The organism is Mesorhizobium sp. M0139 (assembly GCF_040322455.1).
In the GTDB taxonomy this organism is placed as follows: domain Bacteria; phylum Pseudomonadota; class Alphaproteobacteria; order Rhizobiales; family Rhizobiaceae; genus Mesorhizobium.
Genome location: NZ_JAMYTN010000018.1, coordinates 62,932 through 82,301 on the forward strand (window position 1 = coordinate 62,932; position 19,370 = coordinate 82,301).

Consider the following 19,370-nt stretch of genomic DNA (forward strand, 5'->3'; position numbering starts at 1 on the left):
ATGTCGTCACAATGTTCCTGAGCGATTTCCGTTCCGAGGAGCAATGAAATGATTTGCTTACCGGGAACGGAACTATTTTCCGCGCGGCCCGAGGCACGACTGCGAAACTGTGGATTGGTTCACGGAGTTCCACATGGGCTGCCGTGTATTGTTGGCTCGGTGAGCCGGGGGTAGCATGAGCGATCCCGCCGTCGGATGTCGTCAACGGAGACGCTGATGCCCAAGACTGTCGCATCGCTGGCTTACAAAAAGGCGCAGCCCAGCCAGGCGGTGGTGATCGTGCATGGCATGGGCGAGCAGCGGCCGATGGGTACGCTGCGCGGCTTCGTCCAGGCGGTCTGGAGCAGCGACCCCACCCGTGCTCCGCCTTACGCCCGCATCCCTGATCCGGCCGTTTCAGGCGCCACGATCAACCAGAGCTGGATAACGCCAGACAGCCGGACCAAATCACACGAGCTGCGCCGCATCACCACGCCCTACGACGTCGATAGCCGCCGCACCGATTTCTACGAGCTTTATTGGGCCGACATCACGCAAGGCACGACGCGCGGCCGGCTGGCCGCCTGGGTGACGAACCTGTTGTGGCGCAAGCCCGCCGACATTCCGCTTGACGCCCGCAAGCTTTACGTCGCCACACTTCTGATCGTTATCGTCATTCTGGGCGCAGCACTCGTGCTGGCAACATCGGTCTGGCAACAGGCCGTTACCTTGACGACCGGCCTGATGATCACCGCCCTCGCTTCTTTTGTCATCTGGGCGGTGGATCAGTTCGCCCTGCCCTATTTCGGCGACGTCGCCGCTTATGTGCGCGCCGAGGCCGGAACGATCGAGAAGCGTGCGCTGATCCGCGACCGCGGCCTGACGTTGCTCAAGACGCTGATGAAGGACGATGCTTACGACCGCATCGTGCTAGTCTCGCACAGCCTGGGGTCGATCATCGCCTATGATTTGCTGCAGATCCTGTGGGCCGAGTTCCGGCCGCGAAGGCTGGAAGCGGTCCGCGACAAGGCCAAACTGGCGGCGGTCGAGGCCATCGACAAGGCAACGCTCGGCTCTGATGGGTCAGCGTGGCCAAAGAACCTTGAAGACCTCGCCGGGTTCCGGCGCGGCCAATGGGCGCTCTACCAGCAGCTTCGGGCCAAGGACGCCGACCACCCGCTGCCCTGGAAGATCAGCGATTTCGTCACGCTTGGCAGTCCGCTCTCCCACAGCGAATTCCTGGTGACCTACAATCTCGCGGAATTCAGGCGTGGCCTTGCCGAGCGCCTGTTCTCGGCCTGCCCGCCGATTGCCGATGACGGGCGCCCCGGCGGCACCGTGCTTTACCGGGAAGGACACAGCCAAGGCAAGGCGCAGCGCGCAGTGCATCATGGCGCGGTGTTTGCGGCAACGCGCTGGACCAACGTCTACGACCGCGGCAATGGCTGGGCGACAGGCGATCCGATTTCCGGTCCGATGACGGAAAACTTCGGCCCCGGTGTGGAGAACATCCAGATCGAGCTTCGCAGCTCACTTGGCCGTATCTTCACGCACACGCTTTATTGGTCATCGACGGCAAACGGCGTTGAAATCGCCCCGCCGGCGGGCACCGCGCCGCGCTCGCATCTGCAAGTGCTGCGCGACGTGGTGGACCTCGGGCGAAAGCTGGAACCAAAGGCCTGACCCCGGAGTGGAGCTTCGGCGGCAAGGCCCCCGCCATCAAATGTCCAGATTGGCCACCGACAGCGCATTGTCCTGGATGAATTCGCGCCGCGGCTCGACCTCGTCGCCCATCAGCCGCGAGAACAAGCTGTCAGCATCGGTTGCGTCATTCACCTTGACCTGCAGCAGCGAGCGCACATTCGGGTCGAGCGTGGTTTCCCAGAGCTGCTCGGCGTTCATCTCGCCGAGGCCCTTGTAGCGCTGCATAGTCAGGCCCTTGCGGCCGGTCGCAAACACCGCGTTGAGCAGCGCCAGCGGCCCCGAAATGGTTTCGGAGACATCCTTGCGGCGCAGCACCGGCGGCTCGCCATAAACCTCCATGAGGCGCGGAGCATAGCGGTCGAGCTGGCGTGCGTCGGCTGAATTTATCAGCCCGGCATCGAGCTGCGCGAATTCCTTGACGCTGCGCACCGTGCGTTCGAACACGTAGCCGCCGACGCCTTCATTGGAGGTCGACAGCCGGCCGGTCCAGCCGCGCTCGGTGTCCTCGGCGATGATGTCGAGGCGCTGGGCGACGCGTTCGGCCATGGCGTTGGCGCGGCCGAGATCGTTCAGCACATCGGCATTGAGCGCACCGGCGATCGCCGCCTGTTCGACCACACCCCTGTTGTAGCGCGTATGCAGCCCGTTGATGAGCTGGCGTACTGCCAGTGCATCGTCGATCGAGCCGCGCAGATCCTGTCCGGCCCGCGCCTCGCCGGAGGCAAGCGTCAGCGACGCCTCTTCCAGCCCGGAGCCGATCAGGAATTCCTCGAAGGCGCTCTCGTCCTTGATGTATTGCGAGCTTTTTCCGCGCGTCACTTTGTAGAGCGGCGGCTGGGCGATGTAGAGATGGCCGCGCTCGATCAGCTCCGGCATCTGGCGGAAGAAGAAGGTGAGCAGCAAGGTCCTGATATGGGCGCCGTCGACGTCGGCGTCGGTCATCAGGATGATCTTGTGGTAGCGCAATTTGTCGGCGTTGAACTCGTCCTTGCCGATCGAGGTGCCGAGCGCGGTGATCAGCGTGCCGATCATCTCGGAGCCTAGCATGCGGTCGAAGCGGGCGCGCTCGACATTGAGGATCTTGCCGCGCAGCGGCAGGATCGCCTGGTTCTGGCGCGAACGGCCGCCCTTGGCGGAGCCGCCGGCCGAGTCACCCTCGACGATGAAGATTTCGGATTTCGCCGGGTCGCGTTCCTGGCAGTCGGCAAGCTTGCCGGGCAGAGAGGTGACGCCGAGCGAGCTTTTGCGGGTGATGTCGCGGGCCTTGCGCGCGGCTTCACGCGCCGCGGCCGCCTGGATCACCTTGTCGATGACCACCTTGCCCTCGGTCGGGTGTTCTTCCAGCCATGTGCCAAGCGCCTCGTTGACCAGGCCTTCGACCACGGGCCGCACCTCTGACGAGACCAGCTTGTCCTTGGTCTGCGAGGAGAATTTCGGGTCGGGCACCTTGACCGACAGCACCGCCGTCAGGCCTTCGCGGCAGTCGTCGCCGATCAGCGCCACCTTTTCCTTCTTGGTCAGGCCCGACGATTCGCCATAGCCGGTGATCTGGCGCGTCAGCGCGCCACGGAAGCCGGCCAGATGGGTGCCGCCATCGCGCTGCGGGATGTTGTTGGTGAAGGCCAGCACGTTCTCGTGGTAGCTGTCGTTCCACCACATCGCCACTTCGACGGTGATGCCGTCGCGCTCGGCCTTGATGGCGATCGGCTTGTCGATCAGCGGTTTCTTGACCCGGTCGAGATATTTGACGAACTCTTCCAGGCCGCCATCATAGTGCAGTTCGTGGCGCACGAGATCGGCATGGCGGGCATCGGTCAAAATGATGCGCACCCCGGAATTCAGGAAGGCGAGCTCGCGCAGCCGGTGCTCCAGCGTGCCGAAGTCGAATTCGACCATGGTGAAGGTTTCGGACGACGGAAAGAAGGTGATCTCGGAACCGCTGCGGCCCTCATAGGTGCCGGGCTGCTTGTTCTGCTCATAGCTGCCGGTGGCCTTGAGCGGCGCATCGGCATTGCCATGCGTGAAGCTCATCTCGAAAATCTGGCCGTTGCGGCGGATTTTCAGCTTCAGCCAGGCCGACAGCGCATTGACGACCGAGACGCCGACGCCGTGCAGGCCGCCAGACACCTTGTAGGAATTCTGGTCGAATTTGCCGCCGGCATGCAGCTGCGTCATGATCACTTCGGCCGCCGAAATGCCTTCGCCAGTGTGAATATCGGTCGGAATCCCGCGGCCATTGTCGATAACGGTGACCGAACCGTCGGGATTAAGCGTCACCGTGACCAGGTCGGCATGGCCGGCCAGCGCCTCGTCGATGGCGTTGTCGACCACCTCATAGACCATGTGATGCAGGCCCGAGCCGTCGTCGGTGTCGCCGATATACATGCCCGGCCGCTTGCGGACAGCGTCCAACCCCTTCAAAACCTTGATGGAATCGGCGCCGTATTCGGCCTCAGCGCCGTTGGCGTTGTCGCTTTGATCGCTCATGAAAACCTGTCTGATTGATGCCGCATGCTCAGCGCGAAAAAATGGCTTCGAATCACGCCGCTTTGATGTCCTAGATATAGGCGCAAAAGGCGGTTTTTCCAAGGTTTGCGGGCATTTCAGGGCTGAATCCCGAGCTGGCAGCCGGCTATTTTTTCGCGGCTTTCAATTTGGCCAGAAGACGGCGCAGATATTTGATCGTGGGTTTGTCCCTCGGCGCCAGTTTGCCTGTGCGGTCAAGCTCCAGCGTCAGGTCTAGCGCCTGCGACAACACAGCCTTCGGATTCTTCGCCATATAGGCATAGTTGATGTAGGCCTGTACCAGATCGAATTGCCAGATCGCATTGTCCGGATCGGACAGGGCCAACCGCTGGCGGATGGCCAGGCTGGCTTCGAAGGCCTTCTTCGAGCCCTCATAGTGGCGCTGCTTGGTCTCCAGCAGGCCTATTTCCTCGAACGTGATCGACAGGTCGCGCTGCCAGTCGGAATTGCCCGGGTCGAGATTTGCCAACCGGTCGGCAATGACGAGACTGTCCTGGTAGTTCTGCAAAGCACCGGCGATATCGCCCTGGGCATCAAACACGCCGGCAATTTTTTCCAGACAGACCGACAGGTCGCGCTGCCAATCGGTGTTGCCTGGGTCGCTGGCGGCAAGGTCTCGCGCCGTGGCCAGCGCCTGCTGGTAGGCCTCCAACGCGAATGGCCAGTCCTTCTGGTCGCCGTAAGCATTGCCGATCTTGGCGTAACCGACCGACAGGTCGCGCTTCAAATCGGTGTCGTTTGAGTCGCGGCGCACCAGCGCTTCGGCGATTATTTGGCTCTTGTTGTAGGCGTCGAGCGCGCCCGCAGCGTCGCCACGCTCGCGCAGGACGTCGCCGATCCTGGTGTAGCTGACGGAGACGGCGCGCTGATGCCTGGGGTCGTCGGGGTTGTTCTGCGCCAGCGCCAGCCGAATTCTCAGGCTCTCTTCGAATGCAGTCTGGGCGCCATCCAGCTGGCCGGCGGTACGGGCAAGACCGCCGATTTCGTCGTAGGTAATGGTCAGGTCGCGCAGCAGATAGACGCTGTTCGGCTCGGCATCGGCCAATTGCTGCTTGATGGACAGGCTTTGCTGGTAGGCCTGGGCTGCCGCACCCAGGTCGCCTTGCGTGGCCAGCACATTGCCGATCTTGTCATTGGCCATGGCGAGATCGCCGAGCCAGTCCTTCTTGTCCGGCACGTCTGTGGTCAGGCCCTGCAACATGTCCCTGGCCGCCTCATAGTTTTGCAGGGAGGCCGGCAGATCGCCTTGCGCCATCTTGATGTTGGCGAACTTGATATGGCCGATGGCGAGGTCGCGCTTGACGCTCGGATCGGTTTCCTGGCGCGCTCGCTGCTCAAGATTGGCGACCAGCGCCGCAAAGGCGCGGCCGGCGGCGTCGGTGTTGCCGACCGTTGTGTAGAGGATGCCGAGCTCTTCCAGCGTGCGGCTTTGGCGGTCGGCCTGTTCCAGGCTGAGCGAGGTCTGCCCGGCTTCGCCATAGAGCGCCAGCACCGTTTCATAGTCCTTGATGGCGGTTGCATAGTCCAGGGTGGCACGCGCCGCGCCGCCCGAGAGAAATCGCGTCGCGGCTTCGGACAGGGTGCGGCTGACGAAATTGGCCTTCAACGCCTGGCGCGAGACATTGTCGACGTCGGCGGCCTTGGCGAGGATCACGCGTGCACCATCGAAAGCGCCGAGCGCCAACTGTTCCTCGGCCTGGCGGCGCAGTTCGGTCACCTGCGGGTCGTCGGCGGCCAGCGTCTTCATCTCGCCGCGCACCTTGACGAAGGCGTCGGCCGCCTCGCGCAGCTTGGCGTCCAGGCTTTCGCCGGAGAGATGGCTGGTGTCGGAACTGATCAGCGCGCCATAGAGCGGCGCCAGCGGCATGTCGGCATCGCTGGCGACCCGTTCGACCGCGCCGCGCATTTCCGGCGTCACATCGGCCATGGCAAGCAACAGCCGCTCGCGCTCCGGCAGTTGTTCCTTGGCCGCCGAGGCGAAGAACAGCTTCGGCAGCCCGCTCTCGACGTAGGGCAGCTGTTTTCCGCGCGAAAGGTCGTAGACCTCCTGCTGCACCAGCGTCAGCACCGAGCGGATTTCGAGCCCGTCGGTGCCGAGGTATTTGATCAGCGCCGCTGTAAAGGGCGAATTCGCACCGGTACCGTCGGCAGCCGTCTCGCCGGGCGCCGCCGAAAAGGCGAACAGGATGTTTTCCGCCTTGCCGACGCGTCCGAGGCCCGGCTTGATCTTGTCCACCAGGTCCTTGATCAGCGATGTGGCGCCACGCCCGTCGCCGTTGCCGCCTGTGAACGGATCGCTGCGGCAGGCGTCGAGCACGATCAGCCCGACCTTCGCCGTGGCGGCAACCGCATCGCGCACTTCCTCCAACGGCAGGCTGGTCTTCTCCAGCTGGTCGAGCGAGGAGGCATCGGCATCGACCGGCAGAAGACGGTTGTCGCCGGAGATTTCGACGCCATGGCCGGAGAAATACACCAGCGCCACGTCGGCGCCCATGGCGTCCTCGCGAAAATCGTCGAGAGCCCGGCGCATGCGCCTGAGATCACGATTGGTCTCGACCACGACCTCGAAGCCGAGCTTCTTCAGCGCCACTTCCATCACCTCGCCGTCATTGACAGGATTGGCCAGCGGCCGCACCAGCCGGTAGTCGTCCTCGGCAATGACCAACGCCACGCGCCGCTCCGCCACCGCTGTGGCGGTGGTCGCAAGCATCAACAGCAAGGCAAACAACAGGCGCAAATCGAACCGCCCCCGGCTCAGTCACCTGCCGACCATTCCACCTCTTTATGGCATGAGCAAGCCGGGGCCGGCTGCGTTACGTAGCCCGCATCGGCTTCAGCGCCCCGCTCCAGCGCGAGAGCTCGTCCAGCATGGTCTTGGTCCCACCCTCTACCTGCTCACTAGCCTGGAAGGAGCCGTCGCTCTCCAGCAGTTTCTGATACATCGGCAGCGCGACGCCTTCCGAGATGGGCATGACGCCCACCGCGGTCAGCAGCGGCTTCAGCGCCTGCGCGGCGCGCAGGCCTCCGGAAATGCCGCCATAGCTGAAGATGGCGGCTGGCTTGTATTTCCATTCGCGCGCAAGGTAGTCGATGGCGTTGACGATCGCAGGCGCCACGAAATAATTGTACTCCGGCGCCACGAACACGAAGGCGTCGGCGGCATCAATGACCTTCGACCAGGCTTTGGTGTGGTCGTTCTGGTAATTGCCGAGCCTGGGGTGATGCGGCTCGTCCAGAACCGGCAGATGGAACGTGGCAATGTCGGTCAGCACCGGTTCGAATTTGCCGTGCTCGCGGGCAAAATCCTCCAGCCAGTGGGCGAAGACCGGCCCGGCGCGGCCCGGCCGCGTGCTGCCGATTATGATGTTCAGCTTGTGCTTCAAGCGGACTCTCCTGGGCGATTGGCAGTAGCTGTTGGTAACTGTCACCTATGGCAGAGTGTCCAACCGGACAAGCCGCAACCGTTTCACCGGCGGTCACGATCCGATGAACACACCGTCTGTCGGGCACACCGGGCGCTGCAGCGTTTCAGTTTGCCGTTCGGTCACATGGACGCCCGGATTGCCAGCCACTACATCTGAGCTATCAGCGGAGCACCTCATGGACACGCAGCCCGTCCCCTTCGTGCCGCCGGCGCCCAGGCCGCGCACGACGCCGCCTTCGACGCTGGAGATGATGCGGATCGTCTACCGCAATCCGCTCGAACTGTGGGGCGAGCACACCTACAACGAGCCCTGGATTTCGGCGAATGGCGTCGGCGGGCATCTGATCGTCGCCAACGATCCCGGCCTTATCCGCCACGTGCTGATCGACAACGCCAAGAACTACAAGATGGCGACGGTGCGCCAGATGATCCTGCGACCGATCTTGCGCGACGGGCTGTTGACCGCCGAAGGCGAGGTGTGGAAGCGCTCGCGCAAGGCGATGGCGCCGGTGTTCACGCCGCGGCATATCTTCGGCTTCGCCGAGCCGATGCTGCGCCGCACGATGCAGTTCGTCGCCCGCTATGACGAAGGCGGCATGACCGATGTCGCCCATGACATGACGCTGCTCACCTACGATATCCTGGCCGAGACGCTGTTTTCGGGCGAGATTGCGGGCGAGCCCGGCAGTTTCGCGCAGGAGATCGACCGCCTGTTCGAGACCATGGGCCGCGTCGATCCGCTCGACCTGTTGCGCGCGCCCGAATGGCTGCCGCGGCTGACCCGCATCCGCGGCCGCAAGACCATGGCCTATTTCCGCAAGATCGTCACCGATACGGTCAAGATGCGCGAGGAGCGGCTGAAGCGCGACCCCGACACCGCGCCGCAGGATTTCCTGACGCTTCTGCTGCGCGCCGAAGGCCCCGACGGGCTGACGCGGGCGGAAGTCGAGGACAACATCATCACCTTCATCGGCGCCGGCCACGAGACCACCGCGCGGGCACTGGGCTGGACGATCTACTGCCTCGCCGAAGCGCCGTGGGAGCGCGAAAAGGTCGAGCGCGAGATCGAGGCCGTGCTGGCGCGCGAACCCGACCCAACGAAATGGCTCGAGGCAATGCCGTTCACCCGCGCCGCCTTCGAGGAGGCGCTGCGGCTTTATCCGCCGGCGCCGTCGATCAACCGCGAGCCGATCGAGACGGAGACCTGGAACGATCTGGTGCTCCCCAAGCGCGCGGCCGTACTGGTGATGCCTTGGGTCGTCCACCGCCACAGAAAACTGTGGGACATGCCCGACGCCTTCATGCCCGAACGCTTCCATCCGGGAAACCGCGAGAAGATCGACCGCTTCCAGTATCTGCCGTTCGGCGCCGGTCCGCGCATCTGCATCGGCGCCAGCTTCGCCATGCAGGAGGCGATCATTGCGCTGGCCATCATGCTGTCGCGCTTCCGCTTCGATGTGACCGCCGAGACCAAGCCGTGGCCGGTGCAGAAACTGACGACACAGCCGCAGGGCGGCCTGCCGATGCAGGTCACGCGGCGCGTTTAACGGCGCAACGCCTTGTTACGCGATACCGGCGGGCTTGCGCTGGAACTGGCCTGCGGCGCGGAAGCGCCAGAGATAGCTGGGCAGGATGGTGCCGATAGACTGCGGCTGGATGTCGAGGCCGGCAAGGTTCCGGTTGGCCTTGTTGGCCTCCTCCGACACGATGTTGGGCTGGCGCAGCAGCAGCACCTGGTCCTTGGTCAGCAACGGGTTGGGCAGCAGGCCGAGGATCGAGGCCTGCAGATTGGCCATCCACCACGGCACCGGTACCAGGAGCCGCTTGCGCTCGATGACGGTCAGCAGCTCTTCCATGCACTGCTTGAAGGTGAGCACTTGCGGCCCGCCGAGTTCATAGATCTGGCCACCCTTGACCTTGCCCTCGACCGAACGCGCCACGGCTTCGGCGACATCGCCGACATAGACCGGCTGGAACTTGGTCTGGCCGCCGCCGATCAGCGGCAGCACCGGCGAATAGCGCGCCATGTCGGCGAAGCGATTGAAGAAACTGTCCTCCGGTCCGAAATTGATCGACGGACGGAAGATGACGGCGTCCGGGATCGTCTCCAGGACGGCCTTTTCGCCGAGCGCCTTGGTGCGGGCATAGTCGGATTCGGCGTTGAGGTCGGCGCCCAGCGCCGAGATGTGGGTGAGCCCTGCGCCGACCGAGCGTGCGGCTTCGGCGACGGCGCGGGCGCCGAATTCGTGCACGGTGTTGAATTTCTGCCGGCCGCTTTCATGCGGGATGGCGACCAGATTGATGACATGGTCGGCGCCCTGCACGGCGCGGTCGACCGACCAGCGCACGCGCACATTGGCCTGCACCGGCTGGATCTGGCCGACATTGCCGAGCGGCTGCAGATGTCCCGCCAGATCGGGCCGGCGCACCGCCACCCTGATGCGGTAGCCGCGCTTGGCCAGCGCCCGCACGATGTGGCGGCCGACGAAGCCGGAGCCGCCGAAGACGACCACGAGCTTGGGGATCTGCAGGATTTCGGTCATGGCTGGCTCCGGCGCTCGAAAGCTTGGCTGAAGCCGTTTCATAGTCCGTTTTGGGCCAAAGGCAAAGGGTGACGCGTCGTCGCTGCCACCCTCTTATAGACCCTTCAGAACGCCTTGCCGAGGCGCGCGTCGACCGACTGGCGGTTGCCGCCGCGGATAACGAAGAACAGCAGGATCGCCGCCTCCCATAGAAGCGACTTTTCAGCGCCGGAAAAGCCCTGGCCGACAGTGATCCAGTGGAACCAGACGGTGACCAGCAGCACGATCATGCCGGCAAAGGCGGCGGGCCGAGTCAACAGGCCGATGGCGATCAGAATGCCGCCGAAGAATTCGGTGCAGGACAAAAGCAACGACCAGAACGCGCCGGGATAGAAGCCGAGGCCTTCGACCATCTCGGCGGCGCCGAAAGGGTTGGTGATCTTCTGCGAGCCGTGAATGGTGAGAAACCCGCCGGCGACGACGCGCAGAAGGGTTTCGGCGCCGTCATGCAGCGACGAGTACAGGCGGCCAAACACCGGAATGATCAGTCTGCCGCGGGAGGCGTCGGTGGTTGCGGACATCGTAGCTCTGTTGTTGTGATGACCTCTCGCAAACGCCCGATGGTCCCATCAAGTCAAGTTAACAAAAGTTAACTTTCACCGTCATGTTTATTGCTCACGGAGGGATGAAACGCAGAAAACCCCGCCGAAGCGGGGTTTTCCGGGCAGCATCAGGACGAAGCCAGGGGCCGACGGAGCGGCCTGACCTGAGACGGTATCAGGAGGGCGTGAAGCAAGTACGCCCACCCCAGCCCTGGACATCCGACATGGTGCCGCCGACCTGCTTGCAGGCCGCGATGAAGTCGGCGCTGCAATTGGCAAATTTGGCGTGGCCGTTCTTGCAGTAATGGTCCTCGGTTGCACCGCCGCTCGGAGCCGTGATGACGCCGGCCGAAGATGGCTTGACCGGCGCGGCCTTCAGGGAGGCCGCCTGGGTGGCGCCCATGAAAGAACCGAGCAGAAGGACTGCTATCAGCAGGGTGGTCTTGGTGTTGGTCATGATGATTTCCTTTGATTGCGGTTGATGTTTCCGGAGCGCAAAGGGCACACCCTTCGCGTGAAGCAGGCTTTCGATTTGGTTGGGTGTTTCCTCCGGTCTGGTTCGGGCAAGCTCACCTTGCCCTGGACAAGGATGGGTCGCCGCAAGACGCAAGAAGGTTCAGCAGGCGGCGCAAATGCGCGCCTGCCCGTCGCCAACCGGAAGGTCAGTTTAAATTGTTTGATAAAGAAGGATTCTTCAGCCCGAATAGCGCTCGGCGAATTCGGAAATGCGCTGCACCACGGCTTTGGGGGCGTTGATGCCGCGCGCCTGCGCCTTCTCCGCCGCTTCGGCCCGCGCCCGGCCCGGCACGTGCACGCCAAAGCGCCGGCGCAGCCGGTCGAGCTGGTCCTTCATGCGCTGCTCAAAATCCGGGTCGAGCAGCTTGGGCTCGACGGCGAGCACGAACAGGCCGGTTCCCGGGCTGTCCGGTCCGCCGGAGAACCAGGGCGCGTCGAGCGACCAGTTGGCGCCCGACAGGCCAGCCGCCAGCACTTCGACCATCAGCGCGATGTTGGCGCCGCGCTGGCCGCCGAAGGCCAGCATGGCGCCCTTCATGGCCGCGGCCGGATCGGTGGTCGGGTTGCCGCTGGCGTCCAGCGCCCAGCCTTCGGGGATCTTCTTGCCGTCCTCGGCCGCCTTGCGGATGTTGACGAACGCCGTGGCGCTCGACGACTGGTCGATGACCAGCGGCGCGCCATCGGCGGCGGGTGCCGCAAACGACATCGGGTTGGTGCAATAGACCGGCTTGACCGAGCCCGAGCCTGCCAGCACCGCCGGCCCGTTGGTGGCGGCGAAGGAGACCAATCCCAGCTGCGCCAGACGCCCGGTGAAATAGCCGAGCGCGCCGCAGGTATAAGCGTTCTTCTGCGAGAAGATGGCGACGCCGAACAGCTTTGCCGCCTTGGCAAGGTCATCGATGGTGCGGTCGAACCCGGTATGGGCGAGGCCGCCACGCGCATCGGAGAGATAGACGGCGAGCGCCGGCCTGGTGATCACCGGATCGGCATTGCCGTCGATGCGGCCGGCTTCCAGCGCTTCGAGGTAATCGATGAAATGGGTCAGCCCGACGGTCGAAAGCCCTTCCGCCTCGGCGGCAATGATCGAGGCGGTGAGCGACCGCGCCGCCTCCTCATTGGCGCCGGCGCCGAGCGCCGCCATCCGGCACAGCCCTGTTGCCTGGTCGAGAGAGAGTTGCATGGTGCGGACCCGATTGGTGGTGAGAGTGAGTAGGGAGTAGTCAGTAGGGAGTAGCGAAAGCAAGCGGTTTCCCGGTCATATGCTGACTACTCACTACTGCCTGCTCACTATTCCCTAGCCCACCTTGTTCGGTATGCGCGCTTCGATCTTGCTGAATGCAAACACCAGTATGCCGGTGATGATCATGTAGATCAGCGCCAAAAGCAGCAAGGGTTCGTAGGTGAGGTAGGTGTCCTGCCGGACCTTGGACGAGACTGCGAAGATGTCGATGACGCTGATCGTCGCCACCAGCGGCGTCGACTTCAGCTGCAGCACGGTTTCGCCGGTCAGCGTCGGCAGCGCCCGGTAGATGGCCTGCGGCAGCCAGATGCGGCGGAAAATCTTCCAGCGGCTCATGCCGAAAGCGCGGGCCGCCTCTAACTGCCCCTTCGGCACGCCGGCAAAGGCGCCGCGCATTACTTCGCCCTCATAGCCGGCGAAGGACAAGGTCAGTGCCAGCACGCCATAAGGCCAGGCTTGCCTCAGATACGGCCACATCCAGGATTCGCGGATCCAGGGAAATTGCGGAAACAGCGAGCCCAGCCCGTAATAGAGCAGCCATAGCTGGATCAGCAGCGGCGTGCCCCTGATGACGGTGCAGAATGTCCTGGCGGGCGCGGAAAACCAGAACGGGCCGGCGGCCTGCGCGAGCCCGAGCGGCACGGCGAGCAGGAAGCCGAGAAAGCAGGTGACGGCCAGGATCCACAGCGACCGCCAGATGCCGAGAAGCCCCATTTCATAATATTGCGGCAGCCAATCCCAGCGCATGAAGAAGGCTGCGCCGAAAACCAGCGCGATCGCGACCAGGATCAGCACGATGCGATGCGGCTGCAGCCACAGCGACGTGCGCGCGGCAGCGTTGATGATGGTCGCTTCTCCGGCCATCAGCGCGCATCCTTGAGCGACGGCATACCGCGCCGCGACCAGGCCTCGACGCGGCCGATGAGCAGGTTGGAGACCAGCGACAAGATGAGATAGAGCACGCCCGCGGCGAAAAAGAAGGTGAAATAGGCTTTGGTGACCCCCGCAGCCTGCCGCGTCGCCAGCGCCAGCTCGTAAAAGCCGACGACCGCCAGAAGGGCCGTATCCTTGGTGGCGATCAGCCACAGATTGGCGAGCCCGGGTATGGCGAAGGGCAGCATCGCCGGCAAGGTGATGCGCCGCAGCATGAGCCCGGGTGACATGCCATAGGCGCGGGCGGCTTCGATCTGGCCCTGCGGTATGGCTAGGATGGCGCCGCGGATCACTTCGGTCGAATAGGCACCCTGGACAAAGCCGAGCACGGCGATGCCCGCGGCAAGGCCGCTGATGTCGACGCGCTGGTAGCCCATTGCCGTCAGCGCCTGGTTGATCAGGTCCGTCCCGGCATAATAGAGCAGCAGGATCAGCACCAGTTCGGGCACGGCGCGCACGATGGTGGTGTAAACCGCCAGCAGGTCGCGCACGACCGGACCGCCGTAAAGCTTGCCAAAGGCGCCACCGGTGCCGATCAGGAGACCGAGGACCGTGGCGCCGAGCGCGATCTCGATCGAATGGAGCAGTCCAAGCAAGAGCGTGCCGCCCCAGCCCGGCGGATTGGGCGAAAGGAGCTCTATGATGCCGGCCGCCGAGGCCGAAAGAAGTGCGTCGATCAGCGTCGCCCCCGGATGCTGGCTCTAACCGCCGACGGCAGCGCCGGCGGCAAGCATGTCTGGGAAAGATCGGGCAGGGAGGCATGGCGCTAACGCCATGCCCCCTAGCTCATGCGAGGATCGTCAGTTCGACTGCGCGCCGCCACCACCGTAAATGTCGAAATCGAAGTATTTCTTCGATATCTCGTCATATTTGCCGTTCGAGCGGATCGCCTTGATGCCGGCGTTGATCTTGGCCTTAAGGTCGGTGTCTTCCTTGCGCACGCCGGCGCCCACGCCCGGTCCGAGCACTTCATCGTCCGGAGCCACCATGCCCTTCAGATCGCAGCAGGCCTTGCCCTGGTCCGACTTCAGGAATGCGTCGAGCGCGATCGAATCCGCCTGGACGGCGTCGAGGCGGCCTGCGGCCAGATCGTTGTTGGCTTCGTCCTGCGTCTGGTATTCCTTGATCTCGGCGGCCGTGGGCCCGAAATGCTTCTTGGCATAGGCCGAATGGGTGGTCGACACCTGCACGCCGAGCACTTTGCCCTTGAGATCGTCGGGCGTGGCGCCGAATTTCTGGTCCTTCGGCCCGATGATGGCGGTCGGCGTGTTGTAGTACTTATCCGAGAAGTCGATGGTCTTCTCGCGTTCGGCAGTGATCGACATCGAACTGGCGATGACGTCGATCTTCTTGGTCGTCAGCGCCGGGATGATGCCGTCCCAGGCGACAGGCGTGATGACGCAGTCGAGCTTCTCCTCGGCGCAGACGGCGTCGATGAACTCGATTTCCCAGCCAACCCATTTGCCGGAAGCGTCCGGCGAGGTGAAGGGCGGATAGGGCTCGGCGGCGACGCCGATCTTGACCGGATCGGCCTTGGCCACGCCCATGGCGGCGACGCCGAGCAGCAGCGCTGCGGCGAATGTTTTCAGAACAGTCTTCATGTCACGACTCCCAGTTTGTTGTTGGTTCCCGGTTTTCTTCCGTCCCGGCTTGTCCTAGCCGATGTTGCGGATGAACTGCTTCAGCCTTTCGGATTTCGGTGCGCCGAATATCTGCTCCGGCGGCCCCTCTTCCTCGACCAGCCCGTTGCAGAGGTAGACGACATGGGTCGCGACCTCGCGGGCGAATTTCATTTCATGCGTGACCAGCACCATGGTGCGGCCCTCGCGCGCCAGGTCGCCGATCACCTTCAGCACCTCGCCAACCAGCTCCGGGTCGAGCGCCGAGGTCGGCTCGTCGAACAGCATGACGCGCGGGTTGATGGCCAGGGCGCGGGCGATCGCCGCGCGCTGCTGCTGACCGCCGGAGAGATAGGCCGGATAGACGTCGCGCTTTTCGGCGAGGCCGACCCGCGCCAAAAGCTTTTCGGCTTCCCTGATCGCCACGTCGCGCCTGACGCCCAGAACATGCACCGGAACTTCGATGACGTTCTCGATCAGCGTCATGTGGCTCCACAGGTTGAAGTTCTGGAACACCATGCCGAGCTTGGCGCGGATGCGTTCGATCTGCCGGCGGTCGGCAGGCACGGTGTGGCCGTGGCTGTCGGCCTTGAGTTTGATCTCCTCGCCATTGACGCGGATGATGCCGCTGGTCGGATTTTCCAGGCAGTTGATGCAGCGCAGCAGCGTCGACTTGCCGGAACCCGAGCCGCCGATAATGGCGATCACCTCGCCGTCGCGCGCCGACAGCGAAACGCCTTTCAGCACATGCAGATGGCCGAATTTCTTGTGCAGGTTCTCGACATGGATGGCTTCGGCGGCGCCGTCCTGCGCCTTGCCGGATTGGACTGCGGCGGTTCCCGCCGCGCTCACCGGGGAACCTCTGCCACAGGGTCCACGGCAGATCGTCGAACGTCTATCCGGCTAATCAACATACGCTGTAATGCCCACTCCAGACTTCAGCATGGACCCAACAGCGCGAGCCCGTCAATCCCGCTCATTACGGCACTTGCGGCCTTATTGTGCAAGTGTATAAATAGCCTCCGATGAAATTTTTTCCATTTTTTTCACCTTGAACACGGCATTGAAAAGGGCACTGATGAGCGCTTTCGGATCACAATCCATGGCGGCGCCGTTGCGGCGCGTGCTGATGCGGTCGGCGGCCAATGCCATGCGCGGTGCCGACCGGGCTACCTGGCACTATGGCCCGGGTTTCGATCCGGCGAAAGCGGCGGCGCAGCACGCGGCTCTCGCTGAGCTGGTGACGGCGTCCGGCGCCGAAATCGAATGGATCGATGACAAGGCCGACGGGCTGTCGGATTCCGTATTCACCCACGACCCGTCGCTGATGACCGACCGCGGCGCGCTGATCCTGTCCATGGGCAAGCCATTGCGCGCCCGGGAGCCATCGCTGCATGAGGAAACCTACACACGCCTGGGTATTCCCATCCTCGGCCGCGTCCAGGCTCCCGGCCAGGTCGAAGGCGGCGATTGCGTATGGCTGGATGCCAGCACGCTGGTGATCGGGCGCGGGGTGCGCTCCAACCAGGAAGGCATACAGCAGGTTTCCAATCTGCTGACGCCGCTCGGCATTTCCGTCTACGGCTTCGATCTGCCGCTGTGGCAGGGCGAGGAGGCGTGCCTGCATCTGATGTCGGTGATCAGCCCGCTGGCCGACGACCTGGCCCTGGTCTATTCACCGCTTTTGCCGGCGCCGTTCTATCAGTTGCTGAAGGCGCGCGGCATCCGGCTGGTGGAAGGCGACGCCGAAGAGTTTGCCGCGTCCAACGGCCTCAGCCTGAACGTGCTGCCGACCAGCCCGCACAAGGTCATTGCCGTCGCCGGCTTTCCCAAGACCAAGGCCGCGATGGAAGCCGCCGGCTGCACGGTTCAAATCTTCGAGGCGGATGCCCTCTGCATCGCCTGCGAAGGTGGGCCGACATGCCTGACGCGGCCCATCCTGCGGCAATGAATGAGCGCCGCAAGTTCCGCCGCGAGGGCGAGGAGCGGCGGCGGCAGGATTTGATCGACGCGACCCTGGACAGCGTGGCCGAACATGGGCTGGAGGGCGCCAGCCTGCGCACCATCGCACTGCGCGCCGGCGTCACCGCGGGGCTGATCCGGCACTATTTCCCCGGCAAGGAAGACTTGCTGCAGGAAGCGTACGCGGCGCTGATGGGCCGTATGACCGAGCAGGCGAAGGCGGCATTGCTCATGGAAGACGCCTCGCCGCGCCGGCGCCTTGCGGCCTTCGTTGCCGCCAACCTCAACGTGCCGATCATCGATGCACGCGTGTTTTCGCTGTGGGCAACCTTCATCGGCCGCGCCGGCGCGGATCCGAGCCTGGCTCGCGCCCACCGCGAAGGCTATCTCGGCTTTCGCAACGAGGTGGAAGCGGTCGTCGCCGAAGTGCTCGGCGCCGAACGACGCAGGCCGGACGCGAATGAGCTGCGCCGCCATGCCATTGCGATCAACGCGATCATCGACGGGCTCTGGATCGAAGGCTGTCTGGCCGCAGAGATGTTCTCGCCTGGAGAATTGGCGGCGATCGGCGTCAAAGCCATAGAGGCCGAGCTCGGCCTCGCGCCGCAAAAGGGAGAGAAGCCATGACCACCATCGGCGAAGCGCTGATCACGCTGCTCGAAGCGCATGGCGTCGACACCGTTTTCGGCATTCCTGGCGTCCACACTGTCGAGCTTTACCGCGGGCTGGCGCGTTCAAAGATACGCCATGTCACGCCGCGTCACGAACAGGGCGCCGGCTTCATGGCCGACGGCTATGCCCGCGCCAGCGGCCGGGCGGGCGTTGCCTTTGTCATCACCGGACCGGGGCTGACCAACACCATCACCGCAATGGGCCAGGCGCGCGCCGATTCGGTGCCGATGCTGGTGATTTCGGGCGTCAACGCGATGCCGACGCTGGGCAAGGGGCTGGGCTTCCTGCACGAACTGCCGGACCAGCGCGGCATGATGGAGAAGGTGGCGCTGTTTTCGCAGCGTGTCACCGAGGCCAGCGAATTGCCGGGCGCTCTGGCGCGGGCCTTTGCGCTGTTTTCGTCGTCGCGGCCAGGCCCCGTCCATATCGAGATCCCGACCGACGTCATGGTCAAACCGGCCGACGGCATCGCTGCTTCGCTCACCAATGCGGCGGCGCCGGCGCCGGATGGCTCGGCCATTGCCGAGGCCGCCAGACTGATCGCAGCCGCGCGCCGGCCGCTGATCCTTGCCGGTGGCGGCGCCAAGCGCGCCGAACAGCCACTGCAGCGCCTGGCCGAGCGGCTCGGCGCACCTGTCGTCCAGACCGCCAATGCGCGCGGTCTGCTGCACGCGCATCCGCTTTGCGTGCCGGCCAGCCCCAGCCTGAAGGCGGTGCGTGCGCTGATGGCAGACGCCGATCTGGTCATCGCCGCCGGCACCGAATTCGGCCCGACCGACTATGACGGTTACAGCGACGGCGGCTTCGTGCTGCCCGCCAATCTGATCCGCATCGATATCGGCGCCGACCAGCTCGCCCGCCGCCCGGTGAGCGTCGGCATCCAGGCCGATTGCGCGGAGGCGCTTGGTGCACTGCTAGGCGCGCTCCACCCTGATCATGCCGCGGCGAAGGACGGCGAGAGCCGCGCAGCCGCGTCGAGGAAGGCGGCCTTTGCCGAGCTCAGCCCGGCCTATGCCGCGCAGGTGCGTGCGGTGGAAACCATCCGCGACGCACTGCCGGGCGCCATCATCGTCGGCGATTCCACCCAGCCGATCTACGCCGCCAATCTCTATTACGACCATGACCGGCCAGGCGGCTGGTTCAACGCCGCCACCGGTTTCGGCGCGCTCGGCTACGGGCCGCCGGCGGCGATCGGCGCAGCGCTCGCCACGCCCGGCGTGCCGGTGGTTTGCCTCACCGGCGACGGCGGCTTTCAGTTCACCTTGCCGGAGCTGGGCGCGGCGCTCGATGCACCCGCACCGGTCATCTTCGTCGTCTGGAACAACAGAGGCTATCGCGAGATCGAAACGTCGATGCTCGATGTCGGCGTCGAGCCGGTCGGCGTGTCCCCGGCGCCGCCGGATTTCTGCAAGCTGGCCGATGCCTACGGCATATCAGCCGAACGGCTTGCCGGTACTGCCGGTCTCGCCGATGCGCTCAAACGCGCACGCGCAACGGGCATGCCTCACGTCATCGAAATCACCATCTACTGACGCCTGGCCGCGCGCCCGGATGTCCATGCGCGGGGGTCGGAAGGGGCGGTCGGCGGCTTCGAGCGATGCAAAGACGCAACAACTGCCATGTCAAGATGTCGGTTGAGTGATCGTGCAAAAGGCGCGACGCTTTGCGTCG

At 64.3% G+C, this 19,370-nt stretch carries 17 protein-coding genes; 5 read left to right on the forward strand and 12 right to left on the reverse strand.

From position 1 onward, the window contains the following. Positions 1-216 precede the first annotated feature (216 nt). Positions 217-1,662 (forward strand): hypothetical protein, encoded by a 1,446-nt coding sequence (locus NKJ58_RS26280; protein WP_352854145.1) that lies wholly within the window; start codon positions 217-219, stop codon positions 1,660-1,662. 36 nt (positions 1,663-1,698) lie between these two features. Here the strand turns inward: NKJ58_RS26280 and gyrB are convergent, their stop codons facing one another. The 3 genes from gyrB to NKJ58_RS26295 form a co-directional block, all read right to left on the reverse strand. Continuing rightward, entirely contained in the window at positions 1,699-4,170 is a 2,472-nt protein-coding gene (gyrB, locus tag NKJ58_RS26285) for a DNA topoisomerase (ATP-hydrolyzing) subunit B (protein ID WP_023671333.1), read from the reverse strand. A 145-nt stretch (positions 4,171-4,315) separates the two neighbouring features. After that, a complete protein-coding gene (locus tag NKJ58_RS26290) occupies positions 4,316-6,946 on the reverse strand; it encodes a caspase family protein (RefSeq protein ID WP_352854147.1) in 2,631 nt (876 codons plus the stop codon). A 76-nt stretch (positions 6,947-7,022) separates the two neighbouring features. Beyond that, positions 7,023-7,592 (reverse strand): NADPH-dependent FMN reductase, encoded by a 570-nt coding sequence (locus NKJ58_RS26295; protein ID WP_023683526.1) that lies wholly within the window; start codon positions 7,590-7,592, stop codon positions 7,023-7,025. A 217-nt stretch (positions 7,593-7,809) separates the two neighbouring features. Here NKJ58_RS26295 and NKJ58_RS26300 point away from each other — a divergent pair, with 217 nt between their 5' ends. After that, entirely contained in the window at positions 7,810-9,180 is a 1,371-nt protein-coding gene (locus tag NKJ58_RS26300; RefSeq protein WP_023671330.1) for a cytochrome P450, read from the forward strand. A gap of 15 nt (positions 9,181-9,195) precedes the next feature. Here NKJ58_RS26300 and NKJ58_RS26305 read toward each other — a convergent pair whose 3' ends face one another. The 9 genes from NKJ58_RS26305 to NKJ58_RS26345 form a co-directional block, all read right to left on the reverse strand. Next, positions 9,196-10,176: a complex I NDUFA9 subunit family protein gene (locus tag NKJ58_RS26305; protein ID WP_023671329.1), complete on the reverse strand. Its 981-nt coding sequence runs from the start codon at positions 10,174-10,176 to the stop codon at positions 9,196-9,198. A 104-nt stretch (positions 10,177-10,280) separates the two neighbouring features. Then, a complete protein-coding gene (locus tag NKJ58_RS26310) occupies positions 10,281-10,736 on the reverse strand; it encodes a DoxX family protein (RefSeq protein ID WP_352854150.1) in 456 nt (151 codons plus the stop codon). A 196-nt stretch (positions 10,737-10,932) separates the two neighbouring features. Beyond that, a complete protein-coding gene (locus NKJ58_RS26315) occupies positions 10,933-11,214 on the reverse strand; it encodes a hypothetical protein (RefSeq protein ID WP_023671327.1) in 282 nt (93 codons plus the stop codon). 237 nt (positions 11,215-11,451) lie between these two features. Then, positions 11,452-12,453 carry an Ldh family oxidoreductase gene (locus tag NKJ58_RS26320; protein ID WP_023714560.1) on the reverse strand — a complete coding sequence of 334 codons (1,002 nt, stop codon included), beginning with the start codon at positions 12,451-12,453 and terminating at the stop codon, positions 11,452-11,454. Positions 12,454-12,567: 114 nt separating this feature from the next. After that, a complete protein-coding gene (locus tag NKJ58_RS26325) occupies positions 12,568-13,377 on the reverse strand; it encodes an ABC transporter permease (RefSeq protein WP_023815970.1) in 810 nt (269 codons plus the stop codon). After that, positions 13,377-14,090, reverse strand: coding sequence for an ABC transporter permease (locus NKJ58_RS26330; RefSeq protein WP_196814080.1), 714 nt, complete (start codon positions 14,088-14,090; stop codon positions 13,377-13,379). Before NKJ58_RS26330 ends, NKJ58_RS26325 begins: the two co-directional genes overlap by 1 nt. Positions 14,091-14,246: 156 nt before the next feature. Then, positions 14,247-15,047: a transporter substrate-binding domain-containing protein gene (locus NKJ58_RS26335; RefSeq protein ID WP_023671323.1), complete on the reverse strand. Its 801-nt coding sequence runs from the start codon at positions 15,045-15,047 to the stop codon at positions 14,247-14,249. Positions 15,048-15,101: 54 nt separating this feature from the next. Further along, positions 15,102-15,917 carry an ABC transporter ATP-binding protein gene (locus NKJ58_RS26340; protein WP_023671322.1) on the reverse strand — a complete coding sequence of 272 codons (816 nt, stop codon included), beginning with the start codon at positions 15,915-15,917 and terminating at the stop codon, positions 15,102-15,104. Positions 15,918-16,061: 144 nt separating this feature from the next. Next, on the reverse strand, positions 16,062-16,217 hold the full coding sequence (locus NKJ58_RS26345; RefSeq protein WP_196813600.1) for a hypothetical protein: 156 nt from the start codon (positions 16,215-16,217) through the stop codon (positions 16,062-16,064). On the opposite strand from NKJ58_RS26345, the gene NKJ58_RS26350 reads away from it, so the two are divergent. The 3 genes from NKJ58_RS26350 to NKJ58_RS26360 are packed head-to-tail and all read left to right on the forward strand — an operon-like array spanning position 16,144 to position 19,231. Next, positions 16,144-17,016, forward strand: a complete 873-nt coding sequence (locus NKJ58_RS26350) for a dimethylarginine dimethylaminohydrolase family protein (RefSeq protein ID WP_023725952.1) — start codon at positions 16,144-16,146, stop codon at positions 17,014-17,016. The two genes, NKJ58_RS26345 and NKJ58_RS26350, sit on opposite strands and share 74 nt — an antisense overlap. After that, entirely contained in the window at positions 16,986-17,654 is a 669-nt protein-coding gene (locus tag NKJ58_RS26355; protein WP_352519704.1) for a TetR family transcriptional regulator C-terminal domain-containing protein, read from the forward strand. The genes NKJ58_RS26350 and NKJ58_RS26355 overlap by 31 nt, the downstream gene beginning before the upstream one ends. Next, entirely contained in the window at positions 17,651-19,231 is a 1,581-nt protein-coding gene (locus NKJ58_RS26360) for a 5-guanidino-2-oxopentanoate decarboxylase (protein ID WP_352854151.1), read from the forward strand. Before NKJ58_RS26355 ends, NKJ58_RS26360 begins: the two co-directional genes overlap by 4 nt. Positions 19,232-19,370 lie beyond the last annotated feature (139 nt).

What these genes read in the sequence shown, in the direction of transcription:
- NKJ58_RS26360 (WP_352854151.1), top strand. Translation starts at nt 17,651, where the DNA reads ATGACCACCATCGGCGAAGCGCTGATCACGCTGCTCGAAGCGCATGGC.
- NKJ58_RS26280 (WP_352854145.1), top strand. Translation starts at nt 217, where the DNA reads ATGCCCAAGACTGTCGCATCGCTGGCTTACAAAAAGGCGCAGCCCAGC.
- NKJ58_RS26345 (WP_196813600.1), bottom strand. Translation starts at nt 16,217, where the DNA reads ATGGCATTGGCCGCCGACCGCATCAGCACGCGCCGCAACGGCGCCGCC.
- NKJ58_RS26315 (WP_023671327.1), bottom strand. Translation starts at nt 11,214, where the DNA reads ATGACCAACACCAAGACCACCCTGCTGATAGCAGTCCTTCTGCTCGGT.
- NKJ58_RS26320 (WP_023714560.1), bottom strand. Translation starts at nt 12,453, where the DNA reads ATGCAACTCTCTCTCGACCAGGCAACAGGGCTGTGCCGGATGGCGGCG.
- NKJ58_RS26350 (WP_023725952.1), top strand. Translation starts at nt 16,144, where the DNA reads ATGAGCGCTTTCGGATCACAATCCATGGCGGCGCCGTTGCGGCGCGTG.
- NKJ58_RS26310 (WP_352854150.1), bottom strand. Translation starts at nt 10,736, where the DNA reads ATGTCCGCAACCACCGACGCCTCCCGCGGCAGACTGATCATTCCGGTG.
- NKJ58_RS26325 (WP_023815970.1), bottom strand. Translation starts at nt 13,377, where the DNA reads ATGGCCGGAGAAGCGACCATCATCAACGCTGCCGCGCGCACGTCGCTG.
- gyrB (WP_023671333.1), bottom strand. Translation starts at nt 4,170, where the DNA reads ATGAGCGATCAAAGCGACAACGCCAACGGCGCTGAGGCCGAATACGGC.
- NKJ58_RS26300 (WP_023671330.1), top strand. Translation starts at nt 7,810, where the DNA reads ATGGACACGCAGCCCGTCCCCTTCGTGCCGCCGGCGCCCAGGCCGCGC.
- NKJ58_RS26305 (WP_023671329.1), bottom strand. Translation starts at nt 10,176, where the DNA reads ATGACCGAAATCCTGCAGATCCCCAAGCTCGTGGTCGTCTTCGGCGGC.
- NKJ58_RS26335 (WP_023671323.1), bottom strand. Translation starts at nt 15,047, where the DNA reads ATGAAGACTGTTCTGAAAACATTCGCCGCAGCGCTGCTGCTCGGCGTC.
- NKJ58_RS26355 (WP_352519704.1), top strand. Translation starts at nt 16,986, where the DNA reads ATGCCTGACGCGGCCCATCCTGCGGCAATGAATGAGCGCCGCAAGTTC.